This is a genomic window from Microlunatus sp. YIM B11417 (assembly GCF_059617205.1).
In genome coordinates this window covers 115552-133189 of record NZ_JCAMPJ010000010.1, presented here as the reverse complement: position 1 = coordinate 133189, position 17638 = coordinate 115552, and the positions used below count along the sequence as shown (strand labels likewise).

The following is a 17638-nucleotide window of genomic DNA, read 5'->3' as shown; positions in this document are numbered from 1 at the left end:
GCAGCCGGGGTCATACCTCGACGATGTCGACCAGCCTTTCCAGGCCGGCGAAGTCGCCCGCGTTCCGGGTCAGCAGCGGCAGGTCCTCGGCCAAGGCGATCGCCGCGATGAACAGATCGGCGATTCGGCTACGAGGCTTTCGCCCTCGCGCGACCACGGCGCTGTAGATCCGCCCGTACGCGCGCGCGGCCTCAAGGTCGAACGGCAGCGGATCGAACGCCGCTTCCGTGCGCTGCAGTCGGTCCTGGCGGATGGCACGTTCGGCGGGGTCGCGAGTTGCCGCGGGTCCTGCCGCGAGTTCGGCAAGGGTCACCGAGGTCACGGCGACCTGGATCGGTAGCTGTTCTGGTGACAGTTGCTCGAGGTCGATGATGACGGAGGTATCCAGCAGACCGGCTGGAAGACGTTCAGCCACGGGGGACCGCGTCCTGGTCCAGCACCGCGTCCACCTCGTCGCGGAACCGCTGCCGATCCAGCGGCGGCGCACCCCGGAAGATCTCGACCGCGACCTGCGCATCCACCCATCGGCGACGGCGGAGTGGGCGCAGCTCACCGACGGGCTCCCCGTGGCTCGTCACCACGAAGGAGCGGCCCTCCGCGAGTCCGCGCATGACTCGCCCGCTTTCGTTGCGGAGTTCTCGCTGACTGATCTGCTCGGCCATGGGCCCTAGCGTAGCGCGATGTGCTACACCTGGTTCCGCTGCAGGCGGAGCGTTCGAGACCTAGGCTGCTCCTGCCCACTGGAGGAGGAGCCGATGACCGACCGTTCCGTGCTGCGTGCCCTGCGCGAGGACGACCTGCCGTTCCTGGAACGCCTGAGTACGGACCCGGAGGCGCTCGGGCCGTTCGAATGGCCGGGGTTCACCGACGTCCAGGCGCGGCAGCGGCGGTGGGAGCAGGACGGCTACCTCGGGCCGCACTTCGGGATGATCGCGGTCACCGACGAGGACGACGCCGCCGTCGGGATCGTGTCCTGGAAGTCCGAGGGGCGGGGGACCCCGGTCGGCGTCACGTACGAGATCGGCATCGCGATCCTGCCCGAGCACCGCGGCCGCGGCCTCGGCACGCTGGCCCAGCGACAGTTGATCGACTACCTGTTCGACCACACCACCGCGAACCGGATCGAGGCGACCACGAACGGCGAGAACCACGCCGAGCAACGGTCCCTGGAGAAGGCCGGCTTCACCCGCGAGGGTCTGCTCCGCGGCCGCTCCTTCATCGGCGGCCGCTACCACGACACGGTCTACTACGGGCTGCTCCGGGCCGACGCCCGTCCCGCGTCCTGACCGGCGCCGGGCTCGTCGAGCTCGGTGTGCAGGCCGAAGCTGGCCTGGTCCAGATGATCATGCATGGCCCGCTCGGCCCGGTCCGGGTCGCCGGCTTCGACCGCGTCGATGATCATTGCGTGCGCGTCGGCGATCTGCTCGATCGTCCGCCCGGCGTGCAGCCAGCCGCGCCAGCCGAGCACCCGGGCGTCGTAGAGCAGCGCCGCCACCGCGTCCATCGACATCAGCAGCACCTCGTTCCGGGCCGCCTCGGCGATCGCCCGGTGGAAGGTGATGTCGGCCTCGAGCAGGGCCGGTGAGTCCTCCGGCAGGCTGCGCCAGGCCTCCAGCCGCTCCCTCATGGTGGCCACGTCGGCCGGGGTGGCGCGACCGGCGGCCAGCCGGGCCGCCCCGACCTCGAGCACCCGCCGGTAGTCGTGGAACTGCAGCACGGCGTCCGCCTCGCGCCGCATCCGGGACCGGAACATCCCCTCCAGGTCGGCGGCCGACGGCACCCGGGCCACCGTGGCCCGGCCCTGCGACCGGGTCAGCCGGCCCTGCCCGGCCAGTTCGGCGATCGCCTCCCGGACCACCGGTACGGAAACGCCGAACCGTTCGGCCAGCTCCCGGGTCGCGGGGATCGGGTCGCCCTCGGCCAACTCCTCCTCGTCGAGGTAGCGGCCGAGCATCGCGGCCACCTGGAACGACAGCGTGGTCCGCTGGACCTCATCGATCATGATCATGCTCCGTCACCGGGTCCGGGTTGGTCCGGCCCAGGGCCAGCACCGAGCCGATCGTAGCGACGCAGCACAGCGCGACGTAACCGCAGACCAGCCAGGGCGAGCCGCCGCCGGCGAGCACCAGGGCGGAGGCGATGAACGGAGTCGGCCCGGCGATCAACACACCGTTCGACTCGCGGGCGACGGCGACGCCGGAGTAGCGGTAGCGGACCGGGAACAGGTTGACCAGGAACGCACCCTGGGCTCCGGCCATCGCGCCGAAGCCGAGGCCGAAGGCGACCGCCATCACCAGCGTCGCGATGATCACGTTGCCGCTGCTCAGGCCGAGGAAGAGCGGCACCACCCAGACGATCGCGAACCCGGCGCCGATCACGAACAGCCTGCGGTGGCCGAACCGGTCCGCGGCCAGGCCGAGGAACGGGCAGCAGATCATGCCCGCGAAGGCCGCGGTGATCACCGGGATCAGCGCCTCGGTGCGTGGCATCCCCATGGTCGTGGTCAGGTAGCTGAGCGCGAACGTGTTGAGCACGTACGCCCACGCGTTGTGCCCCGAGATCGAGAGGAAACCGAGGATCACCTCGCGCCGGCTGCCGCGGAACAGCTCGCCGAGCGGGAGCCGCTCCCGCTGCCGCCGTCGCTCGGCGGACTCCATCGCGGCCACGTACTCCGGGGTCTCGTCCAGCCGGTTGCGGATGTAGAGCGCGGTGACGAACAGGACCGCGGAGATCAGGAACGGGATCCGCCAGCCCCAGGAGAGCAACTGCTCGTCGGGCAGCCCGGCGACGGCGAGGAAGGCCAGCGTGGCGAACGCCGAGCCGCCGGCCGTGGCCGCGTTCGGGATCGCGGTGTAGAGCGCACGCCGGCGTTGCGGGGCGTACTCGGCGATCAGGGTGATCGCGCCGGCCAGCTCGGCGCCGGCCCCGAATCCCTGGACCAGCCGGAGCAAGATCAACAACAACGGGGCCAGCACACCGAGGGTCTGGGCGCTCGGCAGCAGCCCCATCAGCACCGTCGCGCCGCCCATCAGGGCGACCGACATGATCATGGCCGGCTTGCGGCCGACCCGGTCGCCGATGTGGGAGATGATCACGCCGCCGAGCGGCCGGATGAAGAAGCCGACCGCGAAGGTGGCGAACGCCGCGAGCACGCCGGCCGCCGGGACCAGGTCGGGGAAGAACAGCCGGTTGATCACCAGGCTCGCGGCGGCCCCGTACAGCGCGTAGTCGTACCACTCGATCAGGGTGCCCACGGTGCCGGCGATCACCGCCTTGCGCGCGCCCGGGGTCAGGCGGGTGGTCTGCTCGGAGGGATGGGTCATCGCACGCTCCCGACGTCGGCCGCGGTGCCGTGGTGGCAGGACCCTCCTAACTTATCTGAGAAGTTGATAGGTTGCACGCATGACCGAATCGGGCCTCCCCGCGGCGGACGCCGAGCGTCTCGCCCTCGTCACGGAGCGGCTGTACACGGCTGTCGTGGGCGACGTGCTCGACGCCGTCGGCCGCTATCACCAGTTCCTGCCGTCGGCGGTCCAGGCGCTGCGGCCAGAGATGCGGGTCGCGGGCCGGGCGATGCCGGTGCTGATGCGGGACGTGTTCGGGCCACCGGAACGCCCGTTCGGCCGGCTCACCGAGGCGCTCGACCAACTGCAGCCGGGTGAGGTCTACGTCGGCGTGCCGGGGCGCTCCGAGGCGGCCTGCTGGGGCGAGATCCTGACCGCGACGGCCCAGGCCCGCGGGGCCGTCGGAGCGGTCCTCGACGGTCACCACCGCGACACCACGGCGGTGCTCGCCCAGGACTTCCCGGTCTTCTCGCGCGGCGCGTACGCACTCGACTCGGGACCGCGCAGTGCCGTCGTCGACTACCGGGTCGACGTCGAGCTCGGCGGCGTCCGGGTCCGGCCCGGCGACCTGGTCCTGGGCGACGTCGACGGCGTGCTGGTCGTGCCGCGCGACATCGAGGACGAGGTGTTGGAGCGGGCCCTGGCCAAGGCGTCGGCGGAGAACCTGGTCCGCCGAGAGATCGAGGCCGGAATGTCCTCGACGGAGGCGTTCGCGAAGTACGGAGTGCTCTGACCCGGTCAGGTCAGGCGGTAGACCGGGAAGGCTGATCCGGGCTGCTGCTTGGCCCCGACCATGATCCGCCGCGCCCCGCCGCTGAGCGGGTCGGTCTCGACCTTGACGCCCTCGGCCTCCGGGGTGCCGATCCCGTCGGCGGTGTAGGTGGTGCTCTGGGTCGTGTTGCCGCCGTTGGTGTAGAGGAACGAGTAGAGCGTCGGGATGTCGCCGTCGCCGCCGCCGTACACGTAGAGGTACTTGTTGCCCGACCCGACGCCGACGATGTCGAAGCCCTGGAACGATCCGTGCGGCCGGCTCGGCTCCTTGAACCGGGACTTCGTGATGTCGGTGTCGCCGAGCACCGTCGAGACGGCCAGCTGGGTCCCGGTCGCGCCGAGCATGGCCGCGGTCAGCGCCGACGTGTCGAAGACGCCGTAGTACGAGGACGACCCGGTGGCCCCGACCTGGACCCGCAGGGCGATCCGGTCGTCGCCGTCGGCCGTGGCCACGGCGACCCGGACGCCTTCGCCGGAGTAGCCCGGCGCCACCGCGGCGAGGCCGGTCAGGGAGCCGAGCCGGCTGAAGCTCGCCGGCTGATCCCCGACTGCGGGGTGGTACTCGATCAGGGACACCCGGGTCGACCAGAAGTACGTCGTCGTGGTGCCGCCGTGGGAGCCGACCCAGAGCAGGATCCGACCGTCCTGGACGTACGCCTCGAGCGATTCGCCGTGGCCGTAGCCGGTCAGCCTCACGCCGTCCACCCGGGCGCAGGTCCGCGCGGTCAGGACGCAGCGGCTGAGCTCGGTGTCCGCTCCGACTCGCTGGGTGACGAACGCCTGGTCGGAGCCGAGGTAGTCGAAGGTCTGGACCGCCGTGGTGGCCTGCAGCCCGGTCACGCTGAAGACCGGGGTCGCGGTCGCGGCGGCAGCCGGGCCCGGTGCGGCCAGCAGGACGGCCAGGCAGGCGGCGACGGCGATCGCGAGCAGGGTTCGGCCGGTGTGCATCGGGCTCATGGTCAAGTTCTCCCGCCGATCTGGGTCCGTGGGTCGATTCTTGACCCGGACGCTTGGACGGAGGTTACGGCCCGCGGGCCTCCGCTGTCGCCGTGTCGACGCCGGAAGTGGACACATAGGGTGGCGTCCGTGGCGACGATTGAGGAGAACCTGACGGCGGTCCGCCGGAAGATCGACCAGGCCTGCACGGCCGCCGGCCGGGACCCGTCGGAGGTCCGACTGTTGCCGGTGAGCAAGACCCATCCGCCGGAGTTGATCATGGAGGCGTACCGGGCGGGGGAGCGGCTGTTCGGTGAGAACCGGCCCCAGGAACTGGCCGCCAAGGCCGAGCAGTTGCGCGACGTCGAGGACCTGGGGTTCGCCGCGATCGGCCACCTGCAGACCAACAAGGCGAAGTTGATCGCCGACTGGGCGGCCGAGTTCCACGCGCTGGATTCGATCAAGGTCGCCGAGGCGCTGGACCGCCGGCTGCAGCAGGCCGGCCGTGGCCTGGACGTCTTCATCCAGGTCAACTCGTCCGGCGAAGATCAGAAGTTCGGACTGCCTCCGGAGGAGGTGGCCGGCTTCGCCGCCGCGCTGGCCGACTACAGCTCACTGCGGGTGCGCGGCCTGATGACGCTGGCGATCTTCTCCGATGATCAGGTACGGGTCGGTGCCTGCTTCGGCGTGATGCGCGACCTGCAGGCCCGGCTGCGCGACGACGACGCCGCCGTCGGCAGCTACGACGAGTTGTCGATGGGCATGTCGGGCGACTTCGAGCTGGCGATCGGCTACGGCGCGACCACCGTGCGGGTCGGCCAGTCGATCTTCGGTGCTCGCCTGGATCCCAACGACTATTGGAATCCCGCCGGCTAGCACTTCCTAGAGGTTGTCGATCTTGATCGGCGGGAGGTCGTCGGCGGGGGTGAAGCCGAACACCTGGCCGAGGAAGAACAACTGCGCCTGGATCGAGGCCTGGATGTTCTCCGAGCGGCGGAAGCCATGGCCCTCGCCGTCGAAGATCACCATCGCGACCGGCAGCCCCTTGGCGCGGACCGCGGCGGCCATCGTCTCCGCCTGGTTCGGCGGCACCACCTTGTCCTCGGAGCCCTGCAGGATCAGGATCGGCGCGTTCAGCCGGTCGACGTGGTGGATCGGCGAGCGGTCCTGATAGGTGTCCAGCGCCTCCGGGTACGGGCCGATCAGCCCGTCCAGGTAATGCGATTCGAACTTGTGCGTGTCCTTGGCCAGCGCCTCCAGGTCGCCGATGCCGTACAGGCTGATCCCGGCGGTGAACCGGTCGGTCGCGGTCAGTGCCCGCAGCGTCGTGTAGCCGCCGGCGCTGCCGCCGAGGATGGCCAGCCGCTTCTCGTCGGCCAGGCCCTGTTCCACCATCGCCGTCGCGCCGGCGACGCAGTCCTCGACGTCGACCAGGCCCCAGGTGCCGCGCAGCCGCTCCCGGTACTCCCGTCCGTAGCCGGTGCTGCCGCCGTAGTTGACGTCCAGGACCGCGATCCCGCGGGAGGTCCAGTACTGCACGTCGAGCCGCAGGCTGGCCGGGGTGAAGCCGGTCGGGCCGCCGTGGCAGCGGGTGATCAACGGCGGCAGTTCGCCGTCCGGGCCGGTGTGGCCGGGATTGGTCGGCGGGTAGTACCAACCGAAGACCGGGCCGGCCTTGCTGGACCAGGAGACCGGCATCGGCGTCGAGATCACCTCGCGGGGGATCGGCACGTCGCCGGCCGCCCGCAGTTCGGTCCAGACCGGCTTGGCCAGGTCCATGATCGACAACGAGTCGGGCCGGTCCTCGTACCGCATGACGGTGGCCAGCAGGCCGCCGCCGACGGTCACCGAACCGGGCTCGCCGCTGTCCGGGAACGGGTGCAGCTCGCCGGTCCGTACGTCGAGCCGGCCGATCCCGGCGGCACCGTTGCGGCGCCAGGTGCAGATCAGCTCGGTCGCGTCGATGATCGCGTACGGCCGGTCGCCGACCGTCCACGGCGGCTCGCAGAACTCGGCCTCGGCCCGGTGCAGCGGACGCACCGCGGCGCCGTCCCAGAGATAGAGGTTCCACCAGTTGGTGCGGTCCGAGATGAAGATCAACTCGCCGGTCGGCAGCCACTCCGGGTAGATCGCCGACTCCGAGGGGCCGCCGGCGACCGGCGTGTGATCGCGGATCCGGCCGCCGTCCAGCCGCCCCGCCATCAGGGCGGTGGCGTCCCACGGCATGTTCGGGTGGTGCCACTCGACCCAGGCGATCCGGTCGTCCGGACCGAGCCGCGGCGCGGAGTAGAAGTCGGAGCCCGAGCAGAGCACCGTGCCGCCGTCGGCGTTGTCGCCTGCCAGGGCGAGCGCGACGACCGTGTTGACCGGCTCGGCGTCGCCCTGGTGCTCCTCGCGGACCGCGAGGACGAGGCCGCGGCCGGGGTGCAGCTCCAGGTCGGCATAGCGGAACCCGCCCGCGGGCGTGATCGGCACCGGCGGGGAGCCCGCGGCGTCGGTCCGGTAGAGCCGCTGGTCGGCGAAGTCGGCGAAGACCACCACACCGTCGGCCGCGGCGTAGGCGCCGCCGCCGTACTCGTGCACCCGGCTCCGTACGTTGAACTCGGGCCCGGTGACCTCGGTCGGGGCCTGATCGCCGACGCGGCACCGGATGGTCGTCCGTCCGCCCTGGTCGGCCCTGGTTTCGGTCCAGAAGATCCGGTCTCCGTCGAGGACCGGCGAGCCCAGACTCGTCGTCTGGGCGGTCATCAGATGGGGGGTGACGGGCGAGGACCAGGATCCGAAGGGCTCAACCGACATGATCACCACCCTAAAGGGTGCCAACGCAAGCGCTTACCCGCTCTGTGTCCGCTGGTGCAGTTGGTACGGATGGTGCAGAATGGGTGGCGATCAACCCGGAGCGTGCCGAGTCGAGGATGTCGGGGAAGGCAGCCCTCTGGCGCCGGTAGGAGCACTGGGAGGATCAATGAGCACAACTCGTGGCGTCTTGTACGTCCACTCCGCGCCGTCGGCGTTGTGCCCACATGTCGAGTGGGCCGTCGGAGGCGTCTTTGGCATGCCCGTGCGGCTTGACTGGATCCCACAGCCGGTCGAGCGGGCGAGCTACCGAACTGAATATTCGTGGACCGGCCCGGCGGGCACCGCCGGGAAGCTGGCCAGCGCCATCAAGGGCTGGCAGCGGCTGCGGTTCGAGGTGACCGAGGAGGCGACCGCCGCGACGGAGGCGGAGCGCTACTCGTACACGCCCACGCTGGGGATCTTCCACGCCATCACCGGCATCCACGGCGACATCATGATCCCCGAGGACCGGATCCGGCATGCGATGGCCACCGCCTCGCTCGGCCGCCGGGACCTGACCGCGGTCCTCGACGAGTTGCTCGGCAAGGACTGGGACTCCGAGCTCGAGCCGTTCCGGTACGCCGGCGACGGCGCCCCGGTCCGCTGGCTGCACGAAGTGGTCTGACGCGCCGAGGATCGGCGCAAGTTTGCGGATTCCGTGTCCACCCGGCAGGGTGGAAAGGCCGTCGCGGCCGGAATCGGCCGGTCGCGTGCCGACCACCGGAACGGAGGGGGCGCACGCTCCGCGTCCGCTGATTCAGACCTGTGACTGAACCGAAGCCCAACCAGACCGAGACCACCAACGTAGACCAGCAAGGCCCTGCGGGACTGGGCCGGCGGGCCACCCATCCGGCGATCAGGAAGCCGCCCGGCCCGCCCAATCAATCGAATCTCAAACTGGACAAGGTCGTGTTCGGCGTCGCCGCCGCCCTGGCCTTGTCATTCTGCGTCTGGGGATTCGCGAACCCGATCGGACTCGGCGCGGCCTCGTCGTCGGCGCTGGACTGGATCGAGACCAATCTCGGCTGGTTCTTCGTCGTGGTGGCGACCGGTTTCGTCGTGTACGTGATCTGGCTGGCGGCCGGCAAGTTCGGCCGGATCCCGCTCGGCCGGGACGACGAGCCGCCCGAGTTCAAGACGGTGTCCTGGATCGCGATGATGTTCAGTGCCGGCATGGGCATCGGCCTGATGTTCTTCGGCGTCAACGAGCCGCTGACCCACTTCGTCGAACCGCCGCCCGGCACGGCCGAGGCCGGCACCGACGCCGCGCTCAAGACGGCGATGGCGACCACGCTGTTCCACTGGACCTTGCATCCGTGGGCGATCTACGCGGTGGTCGGGCTGGCGATCGCGTACGGGACGTTCCGGCTCGGCCGCAAGCAGTTGATCAGCTCCGCCTTCGCCGGGCTGTTCGGGCGGCGGCAGGCCGAGGGTCCGGCCGGCAAGGTGATCGACATCCTGGCGATCTTCGCCACCCTGTTCGGCTCGGCCACCTCGCTCGGCCTGGGCGCGCTGCAGATCGGCAGCGGTCTGCAGATCGTCAGCGGGATCGGCGAGATCGGCAACGGGATCCTGATCGCGATCATCGTGATCTTGACCATTGCGTTCATCCTGTCCGCCGTTTCCGGTGTGGCCAAAGGGATCCAGCTGCTGTCGAACGTGAACATGGTGCTCGCCGTGATCTTGGCGATCTTCGTGTTCGTGGTCGGGCCGACCGTGTTCATCCTCAATCTGATCCCGACCGCCGTGGGTAGCTACTTCTCCGAACTCGCCGACATGGCGGCCCGGACCGAGGCCAGCGGCGGCGACGCGATGGCCGAGTGGCTCAAGGGCATGACCGTCTTCTACTGGGCCTGGTGGATCTCCTGGACCCCGTTCGTCGGCGTCTTCATCGCCCGGATCAGCCGCGGCCGGACGATCCGGCAGTTCGTCTCCGGCGTGCTGCTGATGCCGAGCCTGGTCAGCCTGGTCTGGTTCTGCGTCTTCGGCGGTACGGCGATCTTCATGCAGCGCGGCGGGGTCGACCTCGCGGCGCAGGGGAGCGAGGAGGCCCAGCTCTTCGGCATGCTCGACCAGCTGCCGATCCCGCAGATCACCGCGGTCCTGGTGATGATCTTGGTGGCGATCTTCTTCGTCTCCGGTGCGGACGCCGCCTCGGTGGTGATGGGTACGCTCTCGCAGAGCGGTTCGCTCGAGCCGGGCCGCCTGGTGGTGATCTTCTGGGGCGTGCTGACCGGCGCGGTCGCGGCCGTGATGCTGCTGATCGGCGGCGAGAACGCCTTGCAGGGCTTGCAGAACGTGACGATCATCGCCGCTCTGCCGTTCGCCGCGGTGATGGTCGGGCTGGCGGTCTCGCTGACCAAGGACCTGCAGCGCGACCCGATGATCCTGCGGGACACGGTCGGCACCGAGGTGATGGAGAAGGCGGTCGTCACCGGTTTGACCAACCACGGTGAGGATTTCGCGGTGGTGATCGAGGCCACCGACAAGGCCGACGCGAAGACCAACGGTAGGGCCGAGCAGCCGGAACCGGCCGATCCCGAGTTGCGTTGATCACGATTCGCGGCGGTGCGCGTTAGCAAGATCACGATCTTGAATCGTGATCTTGCCGCGCGCCCGCCGTGGGTCGGCGGCAAATGTCACAAAAAGGTAACTTTGAGAATCCCCTTGTTTACAAGGCAAGTTCCGTAGATCTTGAGTGCTCGATCAAGTCGATGCGTGGTGATCCCTCCGATCCGGACTGGGCAGTTTGTTACGGTGAGGATGGCTTCGTGAGTGCAGCGTGGTCGTTGCCGACATGTCCGATGCGACGGAACGGTACGGCGACTGTCGGCCATCCACTCACGGCTGGTTCGTCCTGCGCGCATTGGGACTAGTACGAGGCCAGTGGTCCATCGGGAGGACTGCGCGAGCAACCGGGGAGGTGCCGTGGGCGATGCCACGTTTGCGGTCGAGGCCTATGAACTGTTCAAGGTCTTCGGCCGTCGTTCGAAAGAGGCCGTTCGCAAGTTGAAGGCGGGAGCGCCGCGTGACCGGCTCGGTCCGGGCGCGACGGCCGCCGTCATCGACGCCAGCTTCCAGGTGAAGCCGGGCGAGATCTTCGTCGTGATGGGGTTGTCCGGTTCGGGCAAGTCGACGTTGATCAGAATGCTGAACGGGCTGCTCGAGCCGACCGCCGGCAGTGTGGCGGTGCAGGGCACCAAGATCAGCGGTATTGCGCCGGCTCGGCTGCGGACGATCCGGCAGAAGGCTGTGTCCATGGTGTTCCAGCATTTCGCGCTGATGCCGCACCGGACCGTGCTGGAGAACGCCGCGTACGGGCTCGAGGTGCAGGGCGTCGCCAAGCCGCGCCGGACCGCCAAGGCACTGGAGATGATCAAGATCGTCGGCCTGGACGGCTGGGCGAACAGCTATCCGGACGAGTTGTCCGGCGGCATGAAGCAGCGGGTCGGGCTGGCCCGGGCGCTGGCCGCCGAGACCGACATCCTGCTGATGGACGAAGCGTTCTCCGCCCTCGACCCGTTGATCAGGCGTGAGATGCAGGTCCAGTTGATCACGCTGCAGCAGGAGCTCAACAAGACGATCATCTTCATCACCCATGACCTGAACGAGGCGATGTTCCTGGGCGACCGGATCGCGGTCATGCGGGACGGCCGGATCGTCCAGATCGGTACGCCGGAGGAGATCCTGACCGACCCGGCGAACGACTACGTGGCGCAGTTCGTCCAGGACGTCGACCGGGCCCGGGTGCTCACCGCGTCCAGTGCGATGGAACAGCCGCGCGCTGTCGTACCGCTGAGTGCGGGGCCGCGGGGCGCGCTGCGGATGATGCGCGACCTGCAGACCTCGGCGGCTTTCGTCACCGGTCCGGCCCGCAAGCTGCTCGGGTACGTGACCGATCGCGAGACCATCGACCTGGTGCGGGCCAGCCGTACCGACCTGAAGGCCGTCCTGCGCACGGACTTCAGCAGCACCCCACCGGACGCCAGCCTGATCGATCTGGTCGAGCCCGCCGTGGAGAGCGCGCTGCCGATCGCGGTCGTCGAGGACGACCAGTTGGTGGGTGTCGTACCCAGGGTGACGCTGTTGGCTTCGCTGGGGAGTTCGTCGCCCGGTCCGCGCTCGCCGGAGTCCCCGGCCGCGGCGGAGGAGGAGGGGCGGCTGCCGTCCGGTGCCGTCGATCTCGCGCTGAAGGAAGGAGCGGGCGATGACTCTGCTGAGCTTCGGTGACGCGCTGATCCGGTTCTTCCAGTCGTTCTTCACCGACGACGGGTTCCGGATCCCTCTGGGTTCCTGGGTCGAGGGCGGGATCACCTTCCTCACCACGTACTTCTCCGGCTTCTTCGCCGCGGTCCGGGCGGTGCTCGACTTCTTCTTCGCCTGGGCGGAGTTCTTCCTGAAGGCGCCGCCGTTCTGGGTGATCATCCTGGTGATCGCCGGTCTGGCGCTGCTGGCCCGGCGGTGGATCCTCGCGATCGGTTCGATCCCGGGGCTGCTGATCATCGTCGGCGTGAATCAGTGGGAGAACGCGATGGAGACGCTGGCCATGGTGCTCGTCGCCAGCGCGATCGCGATCGTGTTCAGCGTCCCGCTCGGGATCCTCGGCGCGAAGTCCCGGATCGCGGCGATGATCATGCGCCCGATCCTCGATCTGATGCAGACCCTGCCGGTCTTCGTCTATCTGATCCCCGCGTTGCTGCTGTTCCGGGTCGGTGTGGCTCCGGGCATCTTCGCGACGATCATCTTCGCCATGGCGCCGGGCGTCCGGCTGACCCAGCTGGGCATCCAGAACGTCGACCGCGAGGTGGTCGAGGCGGGCCAGGCGTTCGGCTCGACCCCGTGGCGGGTGCTGCGCCAGATCCAGTTGCCGCTGGCGCTGCCGACGATCATGGCCGGCGTCAACCAGGTGATCATGCTCTCGCTGTCCATGGTGGTGATCGCCGGCATGGTCGGTGCGGGCGGACTCGGCGGCGAGGTGGTCCGCGGCCTCGGCAGCCTGGACATCCCGCTCGGCTTCGAGGCCGGGCTCTCCGTGGTGATCATCGCGATCATCCTCGACCGGCTGAGCGGGGTGCTCGGGCAGCAGCGCCAGTCGCCGCGGCGCAGGTCCCGCCCGGCACCGGCCGCGACGACCGAGGGGACCCCGGCGGCCGAGCCGCCCGCGGAGCAGACCGAGACGCCACCGACGAAGCGACCGGAGCCTGAAGCGCAGCCGGCCGCGCAGTGACAGACGCGCTGTGTTCACGAAAGGGATGAGATGATCAAGAAAGTCAGGATGATCTTCGCGGCAGCCGCCGTGGCGACGTTCGCGGCCCTGGCCGCCTGTTCGCCGCCGAGCACCACCCCGGCCGAGCCGGGTGGCGGCGAGGGGAAGAAGGACCTGAAGGTCGGCGTCTTCAACGGCTGGGACGAAGGGATCGCCGCCTCCGAACTGTGGAAGGCGATCCTGACCGAGAAGGGGTACAACGTCGAACTCGAGTACGTCGACGTCGCCCCGGGCTACACCGGTCTCTCGACCGGCGACTACGACGTCATCTTCGACACCTGGCTGCCGATCACGCACGAGGACTACATCAAGCGGTTCGGCGACCAGATCGTCGACCTCGGGATCTGGAACGAGGAGGCCAAGCTGACGGTCGCGGTGAACGAGGACGCCCCGGTCGACTCGCTGGCCGACCTGGCCGCCAACGCCGACAAGTTCAACAACAAGATCGTCGGCATCGAGTCCGGTGCGGGTCTGACCAAGCAGATGAACGACTCGGCGATCCCGACGTACAAGCTGGACAAGATGGAGTTCGTCACCTCCTCGACGCCGGCCATGCTCGCGGAGCTCAAGGCCGCGACCGACAAGGGTGAGAACGTCGTGGTGACGCTGTGGCGGCCGCACTGGGCCTACGACGCGTTCCCGATCAAGGACCTGGAGGATCCGGAGGGCGCCATGGGCGCCACCGAGAAGATCCATTCGTTCGCGAAGAAGGACTTCGAGTCGGAGTTCCCGGAACTGACGCCGTGGTTCAAGAACTTCAAGATGGACTCCAAGACGCTGTACTCGCTGGAGAACGCGATGTTCAACGTCGAGGAGAAGCCGGACGACTACGGGCCGGCCGTCAAGAAGTGGATCAGCGAGAACCAGGAGTGGGTGGACGGCCTCACGGCCGGTTGATCGACACCGGTTCCCTGGCATGCGCCGCACCTCCTCGTGGGGTGCGGCGCATGCTGCTTCCGGCCCGGGTCCGTTCCGGCCAGACGCCGATGATCACGCCGAGCGCCACCAGCCCGAGCCCGACCAGGACGATCGGCGCCGGCAGCCCGATGCCGAGCATCGCGGAGGCCGCGATGGCGCCGACGGGGCTGAGCGCGTAGAACAGGCCGGACTGGGCCGGGCCGAGGCGGGGCAGCGCCAGATACCAGGTCAGGTTGGCGCCGATCGCGACGGCGAGGGACAGGTGAAGGATCCGGACCAGGTCGGCCGGGCTGATCATGATCGTCGCGGCCGCGCCCGGGCCGTCCACGATCAGGGCCGCCATGATCAACACTGCACCGCCGGAGACCGCGGCGAGCGTGGTCGTGGTGAAGGTGCCGAACCGCTCGATCAGCCGTACGGCGACCAGGGTGAAGGCCAGCTCGCAGGCCAGCGCGCCCGCGCAGAGCAGGATGCCGATCGGGTCCGCCGCGCCGACGCCGGTGATGAACACGGTGCCCGCAGTGACGACGACGGCGCCGGCCACGACCCGGACGCTCGGTCGGCAGCGGACGAGGAGTGGGCTGACCACGGCCAGCAGCACCGGGGTGGCGGCGAGCACCGTACCGACGAGGGCCGGGTCGACCCGGAACGACGCCGAGACCAGGAAGACGTTGAACCCGGCGATGCCGATCGTGCCGAGCAAGGCGATGTCGAGCAGGTCGCGCCGCCGCGGCCGTACCATGACGGGCCGCGGAGACGACCCCGCGAACGAGCGCTTGATGATCATGATCGCGACCAGGAGGACGCCGGCGACGAGATAGCGCGCCGCCTGGCCGGTCAACAGCGGGACCTCACGAATGGTGGCGGCGACCGGTGCCGACGTACCGATCAGGAACAGGGACAGGCCGGCCGCCAGCGCGCCGGTCGCCTTCCGGCCCAGACCGGGCGTGACGGGGGATCTCAGGGTGCTGGATTCGCTCACACCATCAGCCTGCCCAGGTTCGAGGCTTAAGACCAGCAATGGTTGTGTGGGGGAGCGTTAAGGTGGAATGCATGCTTGACGTACGCCACCTTCGCATCCTCGCCGCGGTCGCCGAGTCCGGCTCGATGACCCGGGCCGCCGCCCGGCTCTCGTACACGGCCTCGGCGGTGTCCCAGCAGATGGCGGCGCTGGAACGCCAGCTCGGCACCCCGCTGTTCGTCCGGCACGCCCGCGGCGTCCGGCTGACCGAGGCCGGCCGGCTGGTCTGCCGGCACGCCGAGCAGGTCGAGGATCAGCTGCGGCGGGCCGAGCAGGAGGTCAAGGACCTGATCGAGCTGCGCACCGGGCGACTGCGGCTCGGCGCCTTCGTCAGCGCGGCGTCCCGGCTGATCCCGGACGCGATCACCGAGTTCCGTCACCGGCACCCGGAGATCACGCTCAGCCTGGACATCCTGGACCCGCTGATGGCGATCGAAGCCGTCGCCGCCCGACGCCTCGACCTCGCCGTCGTCTTCGACTATCCGCCGGACCCGGTGCTCGACCTCGGCGACCTGGAGCAGGTGCCGCTGCTGGACGACCCGGTGCTGGTCGCGCTGCCGCCCGGCCACGACCGTTCGGACGCCGACCTGGTCAGCGTCCGCGAACTGGCCGCCGAGCCGTGGATCCGGGACTGCTCGCCGGACCCGATGTGCCGCGACATGCTGGACCGCTTCTGCCGCGAGGGCGGTTTCACGCCGACGATCGCCTTCGAGGCGGACAACTACCTCACCATCGGCCGGCTCGTCGAGGCCGGCGTCGCGGTCGCCCTGGTGCCGGGCCTGGCCGCCGACCAGCTGCCGCCGGACGTCCCGCTGCGGCCGCTGGCGCCGACGGTCACCCGTCGGGTCACCGCGGTGTCACGGCCGGAGGCGGCCCCGACGGTGGCCCGGATGATCGAGGTGCTCCACGAGGCGGCCGCCGTGCCGCGGGAGTCGCTCAGAGCGTCTTGAAGGCCAGCGCGACGTTGTGGCCGCCGAAGCCGAAGGAGTTGTTGATGCCGGCCAGGTCGCCGTCGGGCAGCTTGCGCTGCTCGGTGGCGATGTCGATGCCGAGGCCCGGCTCCGGGTTGTCCAGGTTGATCGTCGGCGGTACGACGCGGTGGTGCAGGGCGAGCAGCGTGGCCATCGACTCCAGGGCGCCGGCGCCGCCGAGCAGGTGACCGGTCATCGACTTGGTCGAGGTGACGACTGCGGTCGTGTTCTCGCCGAGCGCTTCCCGGACCGAGAGCGCCTCGATGCCGTCGCCGGTCGGGGTCGAGGTGGCGTGGGCGTTCACGTGGACGACGTCGGCGGGGGACAGCTCGGCGTCCTGCAGGGACTTGATCATCGCCTTCGCCTGGCTGTGCCCGGTCGGCTCCGGGGCGACCATGTCGTGGGCGTCGGCGGTGATCCCGGCTCCGGCCAGCTCGCCGTAGATCCTGGCGCCGCGGGCCTGGGCGTGCTCGAGCGACTCGATCACGAACATCGCCGAGCCTTCGCCCATGACGAAGCCGTCGCGGTCGACGTCCCACGGGCGGGAGGCCCGCTCCGGGTCGTCGTTGCGGCGGCTGAGGGCCTGCATCTGGCCGAACGAGCCGACGGTCATCGCGTGGATCACGGCTTCGGTGCCGCCGACCACGGCGACGTCGGCGCGGCCGAGCCTGATCATGTCCATCCCCAGCGCGATCGACTCGTTGCTGGAGGCGCAGGCGGAGACGGCGGTGTGGGCGCCGGCACGGGCGCGGATCCGCAGGCTGATGTTCGCGGCTGCCGCGTTGGCCATCAGCATCGGTACGGCGAACGGGCTGACCCGGCGCACGCCCTTGTCCCGCAGCGTGTCCCAGTTGCCCAGCAGGGTGCTGATGCCGCCGATCCCGGTACCGACCGCGACGCCGGTCCGGTCCGGATCAAGATCGTTCTCCTCGCCGAAGCCGAAGCCGGCATCGGTCCAGGCCTGCTCGGCGGCGATCACGGCCAGCTGGGCGTTGCGGTCCAGCTTGCGGGCGACCACCCGGTCCAGGACCTCGGACGGATCGACCGCGACCGGCGCGGCGATCTTGACCGGGAGCTCGGCGGTCCAGTCGACCTCGAGCTTGCGTACCCCCGACTTGCCGGCCAGCAGACCTTCCCAGGTGCTGGCGACGTCACCACCGAGCGGGGTGGTGGCTCCGAGACCGGTGACAACGACACGGGTGCGAGACATGAGGGTGGTTCGCCTTTCTTGGGGCCTGGACGGTCGAGAGATAGGTTCGCCGGGCCCGGCGGGGTGTTGCCGTGGCCCGGCGAACCGGCGCGTTGTGGGTTACGACGACGCGCGCTCGATGTAGGCAACGGCGTCGCCTACGGTACGGAGGTTCTTGGCCTCCTCATCCGGGATGCTCACGCCGAACTTCTCCTCGGCGGCATAGATGATCTCCACCATCGACAGCGAGTCGACGTCAAGATCATCGGTGAACGACTTGTCCAGCGCCACGTCGTCCGCCGGCACGCCGGCAACCTCGTTGACGATCTCGGCGAGGTCGGCGCGGATCTCTTCAGTGGTGGCCATTTCTCGATGGTCTCCTTG

Annotated in this window: 18 protein-coding genes; 9 read left to right on the top strand and 9 right to left on the bottom strand. The window is 69.6% G+C overall.

Annotation, left to right across the window (positions count from 1 at the left end; genetic code table 11):
- Window positions 1-10: 10 nt before the first annotated feature.
- The gene (locus AC6CCG_RS30255; RefSeq protein ID WP_496658517.1) at window positions 11-415 is read right to left on the bottom strand and encodes a type II toxin-antitoxin system VapC family toxin; all 405 of its coding nucleotides are present in this window, start codon (window positions 413-415) and stop codon (window positions 11-13) included.
- Window positions 408-662, bottom strand: a complete 255-nt coding sequence (locus AC6CCG_RS30250) for a type II toxin-antitoxin system Phd/YefM family antitoxin (RefSeq protein ID WP_496658516.1) — start codon at window positions 660-662, stop codon at window positions 408-410. Before AC6CCG_RS30250 ends, AC6CCG_RS30255 begins: the two co-directional genes overlap by 8 nt.
- A 93-nt stretch (window positions 663-755) precedes the next feature.
- Between AC6CCG_RS30250 and AC6CCG_RS30245 the strand changes: the two genes are divergently transcribed.
- Window positions 756-1286 (top strand): GNAT family N-acetyltransferase, encoded by a 531-nt coding sequence (locus AC6CCG_RS30245; protein WP_496658515.1) that lies wholly within the window; start codon window positions 756-758, stop codon window positions 1284-1286.
- Here AC6CCG_RS30245 and AC6CCG_RS30240 read toward each other — a convergent pair.
- Window positions 1247-2008 (bottom strand): FadR/GntR family transcriptional regulator, encoded by a 762-nt coding sequence (locus AC6CCG_RS30240; protein ID WP_496658514.1) that lies wholly within the window; start codon window positions 2006-2008, stop codon window positions 1247-1249. The genes AC6CCG_RS30245 and AC6CCG_RS30240 overlap by 40 nt on opposite strands.
- Entirely contained in the window at window positions 1992-3323 is a 1332-nt protein-coding gene (locus AC6CCG_RS30235) for an MFS transporter (protein WP_496658513.1), read from the bottom strand. The genes AC6CCG_RS30240 and AC6CCG_RS30235 overlap by 17 nt, the downstream gene beginning before the upstream one ends.
- A gap of 79 nt (window positions 3324-3402) precedes the next feature.
- On the opposite strand from AC6CCG_RS30235, the gene AC6CCG_RS30230 reads away from it, so the two are divergent.
- Window positions 3403-4077, top strand: a complete 675-nt coding sequence (locus tag AC6CCG_RS30230) for an RraA family protein (protein WP_496658512.1) — start codon at window positions 3403-3405, stop codon at window positions 4075-4077.
- A gap of 5 nt (window positions 4078-4082) precedes the next feature.
- On the opposite strand, the gene AC6CCG_RS30225 is transcribed toward AC6CCG_RS30230, so the two are convergent.
- Window positions 4083-5072: a hypothetical protein gene (locus AC6CCG_RS30225; protein WP_496658511.1), complete on the bottom strand. Its 990-nt coding sequence runs from the start codon at window positions 5070-5072 to the stop codon at window positions 4083-4085.
- A gap of 129 nt (window positions 5073-5201) precedes the next feature.
- Between AC6CCG_RS30225 and AC6CCG_RS30220 the strand changes: the two genes are divergently transcribed.
- A complete protein-coding gene (locus tag AC6CCG_RS30220) occupies window positions 5202-5927 on the top strand; it encodes a YggS family pyridoxal phosphate-dependent enzyme (protein WP_496658510.1) in 726 nt (241 codons plus the stop codon).
- Window positions 5928-5933: 6 nt separating this feature from the next.
- Here AC6CCG_RS30220 and AC6CCG_RS30215 read toward each other — a convergent pair whose 3' ends face one another.
- The gene (locus AC6CCG_RS30215) at window positions 5934-7799 is read right to left on the bottom strand and encodes a S9 family peptidase (RefSeq protein WP_496658509.1); all 1866 of its coding nucleotides are present in this window, start codon (window positions 7797-7799) and stop codon (window positions 5934-5936) included.
- Window positions 7800-8016: 217 nt separating this feature from the next.
- On the opposite strand from AC6CCG_RS30215, the gene AC6CCG_RS30210 reads away from it, so the two are divergent.
- The 5 genes from AC6CCG_RS30210 (at window position 8017) to AC6CCG_RS30190 (ending at window position 14052) form a co-directional block, all read left to right on the top strand.
- Window positions 8017-8514 carry a DUF3145 domain-containing protein gene (locus AC6CCG_RS30210; RefSeq protein ID WP_496658508.1) on the top strand — a complete coding sequence of 166 codons (498 nt, stop codon included), beginning with the start codon at window positions 8017-8019 and terminating at the stop codon, window positions 8512-8514.
- 140 nt (window positions 8515-8654) lie between these two features.
- Window positions 8655-10442 (top strand): BCCT family transporter, encoded by a 1788-nt coding sequence (locus AC6CCG_RS30205; RefSeq protein ID WP_496658507.1) that lies wholly within the window; start codon window positions 8655-8657, stop codon window positions 10440-10442.
- Window positions 10443-10817: 375 nt separating this feature from the next.
- The gene (locus AC6CCG_RS30200) at window positions 10818-12119 is read left to right on the top strand and encodes a quaternary amine ABC transporter ATP-binding protein (RefSeq protein WP_496658506.1); all 1302 of its coding nucleotides are present in this window, start codon (window positions 10818-10820) and stop codon (window positions 12117-12119) included.
- The gene (locus AC6CCG_RS30195) at window positions 12097-13116 is read left to right on the top strand and encodes an ABC transporter permease (RefSeq protein WP_496658505.1); all 1020 of its coding nucleotides are present in this window, start codon (window positions 12097-12099) and stop codon (window positions 13114-13116) included. The genes AC6CCG_RS30200 and AC6CCG_RS30195 overlap by 23 nt, the downstream gene beginning before the upstream one ends.
- A 30-nt stretch (window positions 13117-13146) precedes the next feature.
- A complete protein-coding gene (locus AC6CCG_RS30190; protein ID WP_496658504.1) occupies window positions 13147-14052 on the top strand; it encodes a glycine betaine ABC transporter substrate-binding protein in 906 nt (301 codons plus the stop codon).
- On the opposite strand, the gene AC6CCG_RS30185 is transcribed toward AC6CCG_RS30190, so the two are convergent.
- Complete coding sequence (locus tag AC6CCG_RS30185; RefSeq protein WP_496658503.1) at window positions 14039-15055, bottom strand: DMT family transporter; 1017 nt, start codon at window positions 15053-15055, stop codon at window positions 14039-14041. The two genes, AC6CCG_RS30190 and AC6CCG_RS30185, sit on opposite strands and share 14 nt — an antisense overlap.
- A 71-nt stretch (window positions 15056-15126) precedes the next feature.
- On the opposite strand from AC6CCG_RS30185, the gene AC6CCG_RS30180 reads away from it, so the two are divergent.
- Window positions 15127-16044 carry a LysR family transcriptional regulator gene (locus AC6CCG_RS30180; protein WP_496658502.1) on the top strand — a complete coding sequence of 306 codons (918 nt, stop codon included), beginning with the start codon at window positions 15127-15129 and terminating at the stop codon, window positions 16042-16044.
- Here AC6CCG_RS30180 and AC6CCG_RS30175 read toward each other — a convergent pair.
- Both AC6CCG_RS30175 and AC6CCG_RS30170 read right to left on the bottom strand, forming a co-directional pair.
- Window positions 16031-17275: a beta-ketoacyl-[acyl-carrier-protein] synthase family protein gene (locus AC6CCG_RS30175; RefSeq protein WP_496658501.1), complete on the bottom strand. Its 1245-nt coding sequence runs from the start codon at window positions 17273-17275 to the stop codon at window positions 16031-16033. The genes AC6CCG_RS30180 and AC6CCG_RS30175 overlap by 14 nt on opposite strands.
- 99 nt (window positions 17276-17374) lie before the next feature.
- Window positions 17375-17620: an acyl carrier protein gene (locus AC6CCG_RS30170; RefSeq protein WP_152364508.1), complete on the bottom strand. Its 246-nt coding sequence runs from the start codon at window positions 17618-17620 to the stop codon at window positions 17375-17377.
- Between the last annotated feature and the right edge of the window lie 18 nt (window positions 17621-17638).

Coding starts and splice junctions, on each gene's coding strand:
- AC6CCG_RS30250 (WP_496658516.1), bottom strand. CDS start 662: ATGGCCGAGCAGATCAGTCAGCGAGAACTCCGCAACGAAAGCGGGCGA.
- AC6CCG_RS30245 (WP_496658515.1), top strand. CDS start 756: ATGACCGACCGTTCCGTGCTGCGTGCCCTGCGCGAGGACGACCTGCCG.
- AC6CCG_RS30240 (WP_496658514.1), bottom strand. CDS start 2,008: ATGATCATGATCGATGAGGTCCAGCGGACCACGCTGTCGTTCCAGGTG.
- AC6CCG_RS30235 (WP_496658513.1), bottom strand. CDS start 3,323: ATGACCCATCCCTCCGAGCAGACCACCCGCCTGACCCCGGGCGCGCGC.
- AC6CCG_RS30230 (WP_496658512.1), top strand. CDS start 3,403: ATGACCGAATCGGGCCTCCCCGCGGCGGACGCCGAGCGTCTCGCCCTC.
- AC6CCG_RS30225 (WP_496658511.1), bottom strand. CDS start 5,072: ATGAGCCCGATGCACACCGGCCGAACCCTGCTCGCGATCGCCGTCGCC.
- AC6CCG_RS30215 (WP_496658509.1), bottom strand. CDS start 7,799: ATGACCGCCCAGACGACGAGTCTGGGCTCGCCGGTCCTCGACGGAGAC.
- AC6CCG_RS30210 (WP_496658508.1), top strand. CDS start 8,017: ATGAGCACAACTCGTGGCGTCTTGTACGTCCACTCCGCGCCGTCGGCG.
- AC6CCG_RS30195 (WP_496658505.1), top strand. CDS start 12,097: ATGACTCTGCTGAGCTTCGGTGACGCGCTGATCCGGTTCTTCCAGTCG.
- AC6CCG_RS30190 (WP_496658504.1), top strand. CDS start 13,147: ATGATCAAGAAAGTCAGGATGATCTTCGCGGCAGCCGCCGTGGCGACG.
- AC6CCG_RS30180 (WP_496658502.1), top strand. CDS start 15,127: ATGCTTGACGTACGCCACCTTCGCATCCTCGCCGCGGTCGCCGAGTCC.
- AC6CCG_RS30175 (WP_496658501.1), bottom strand. CDS start 17,275: ATGTCTCGCACCCGTGTCGTTGTCACCGGTCTCGGAGCCACCACCCCG.
- AC6CCG_RS30170 (WP_152364508.1), bottom strand. CDS start 17,620: ATGGCCACCACTGAAGAGATCCGCGCCGACCTCGCCGAGATCGTCAAC.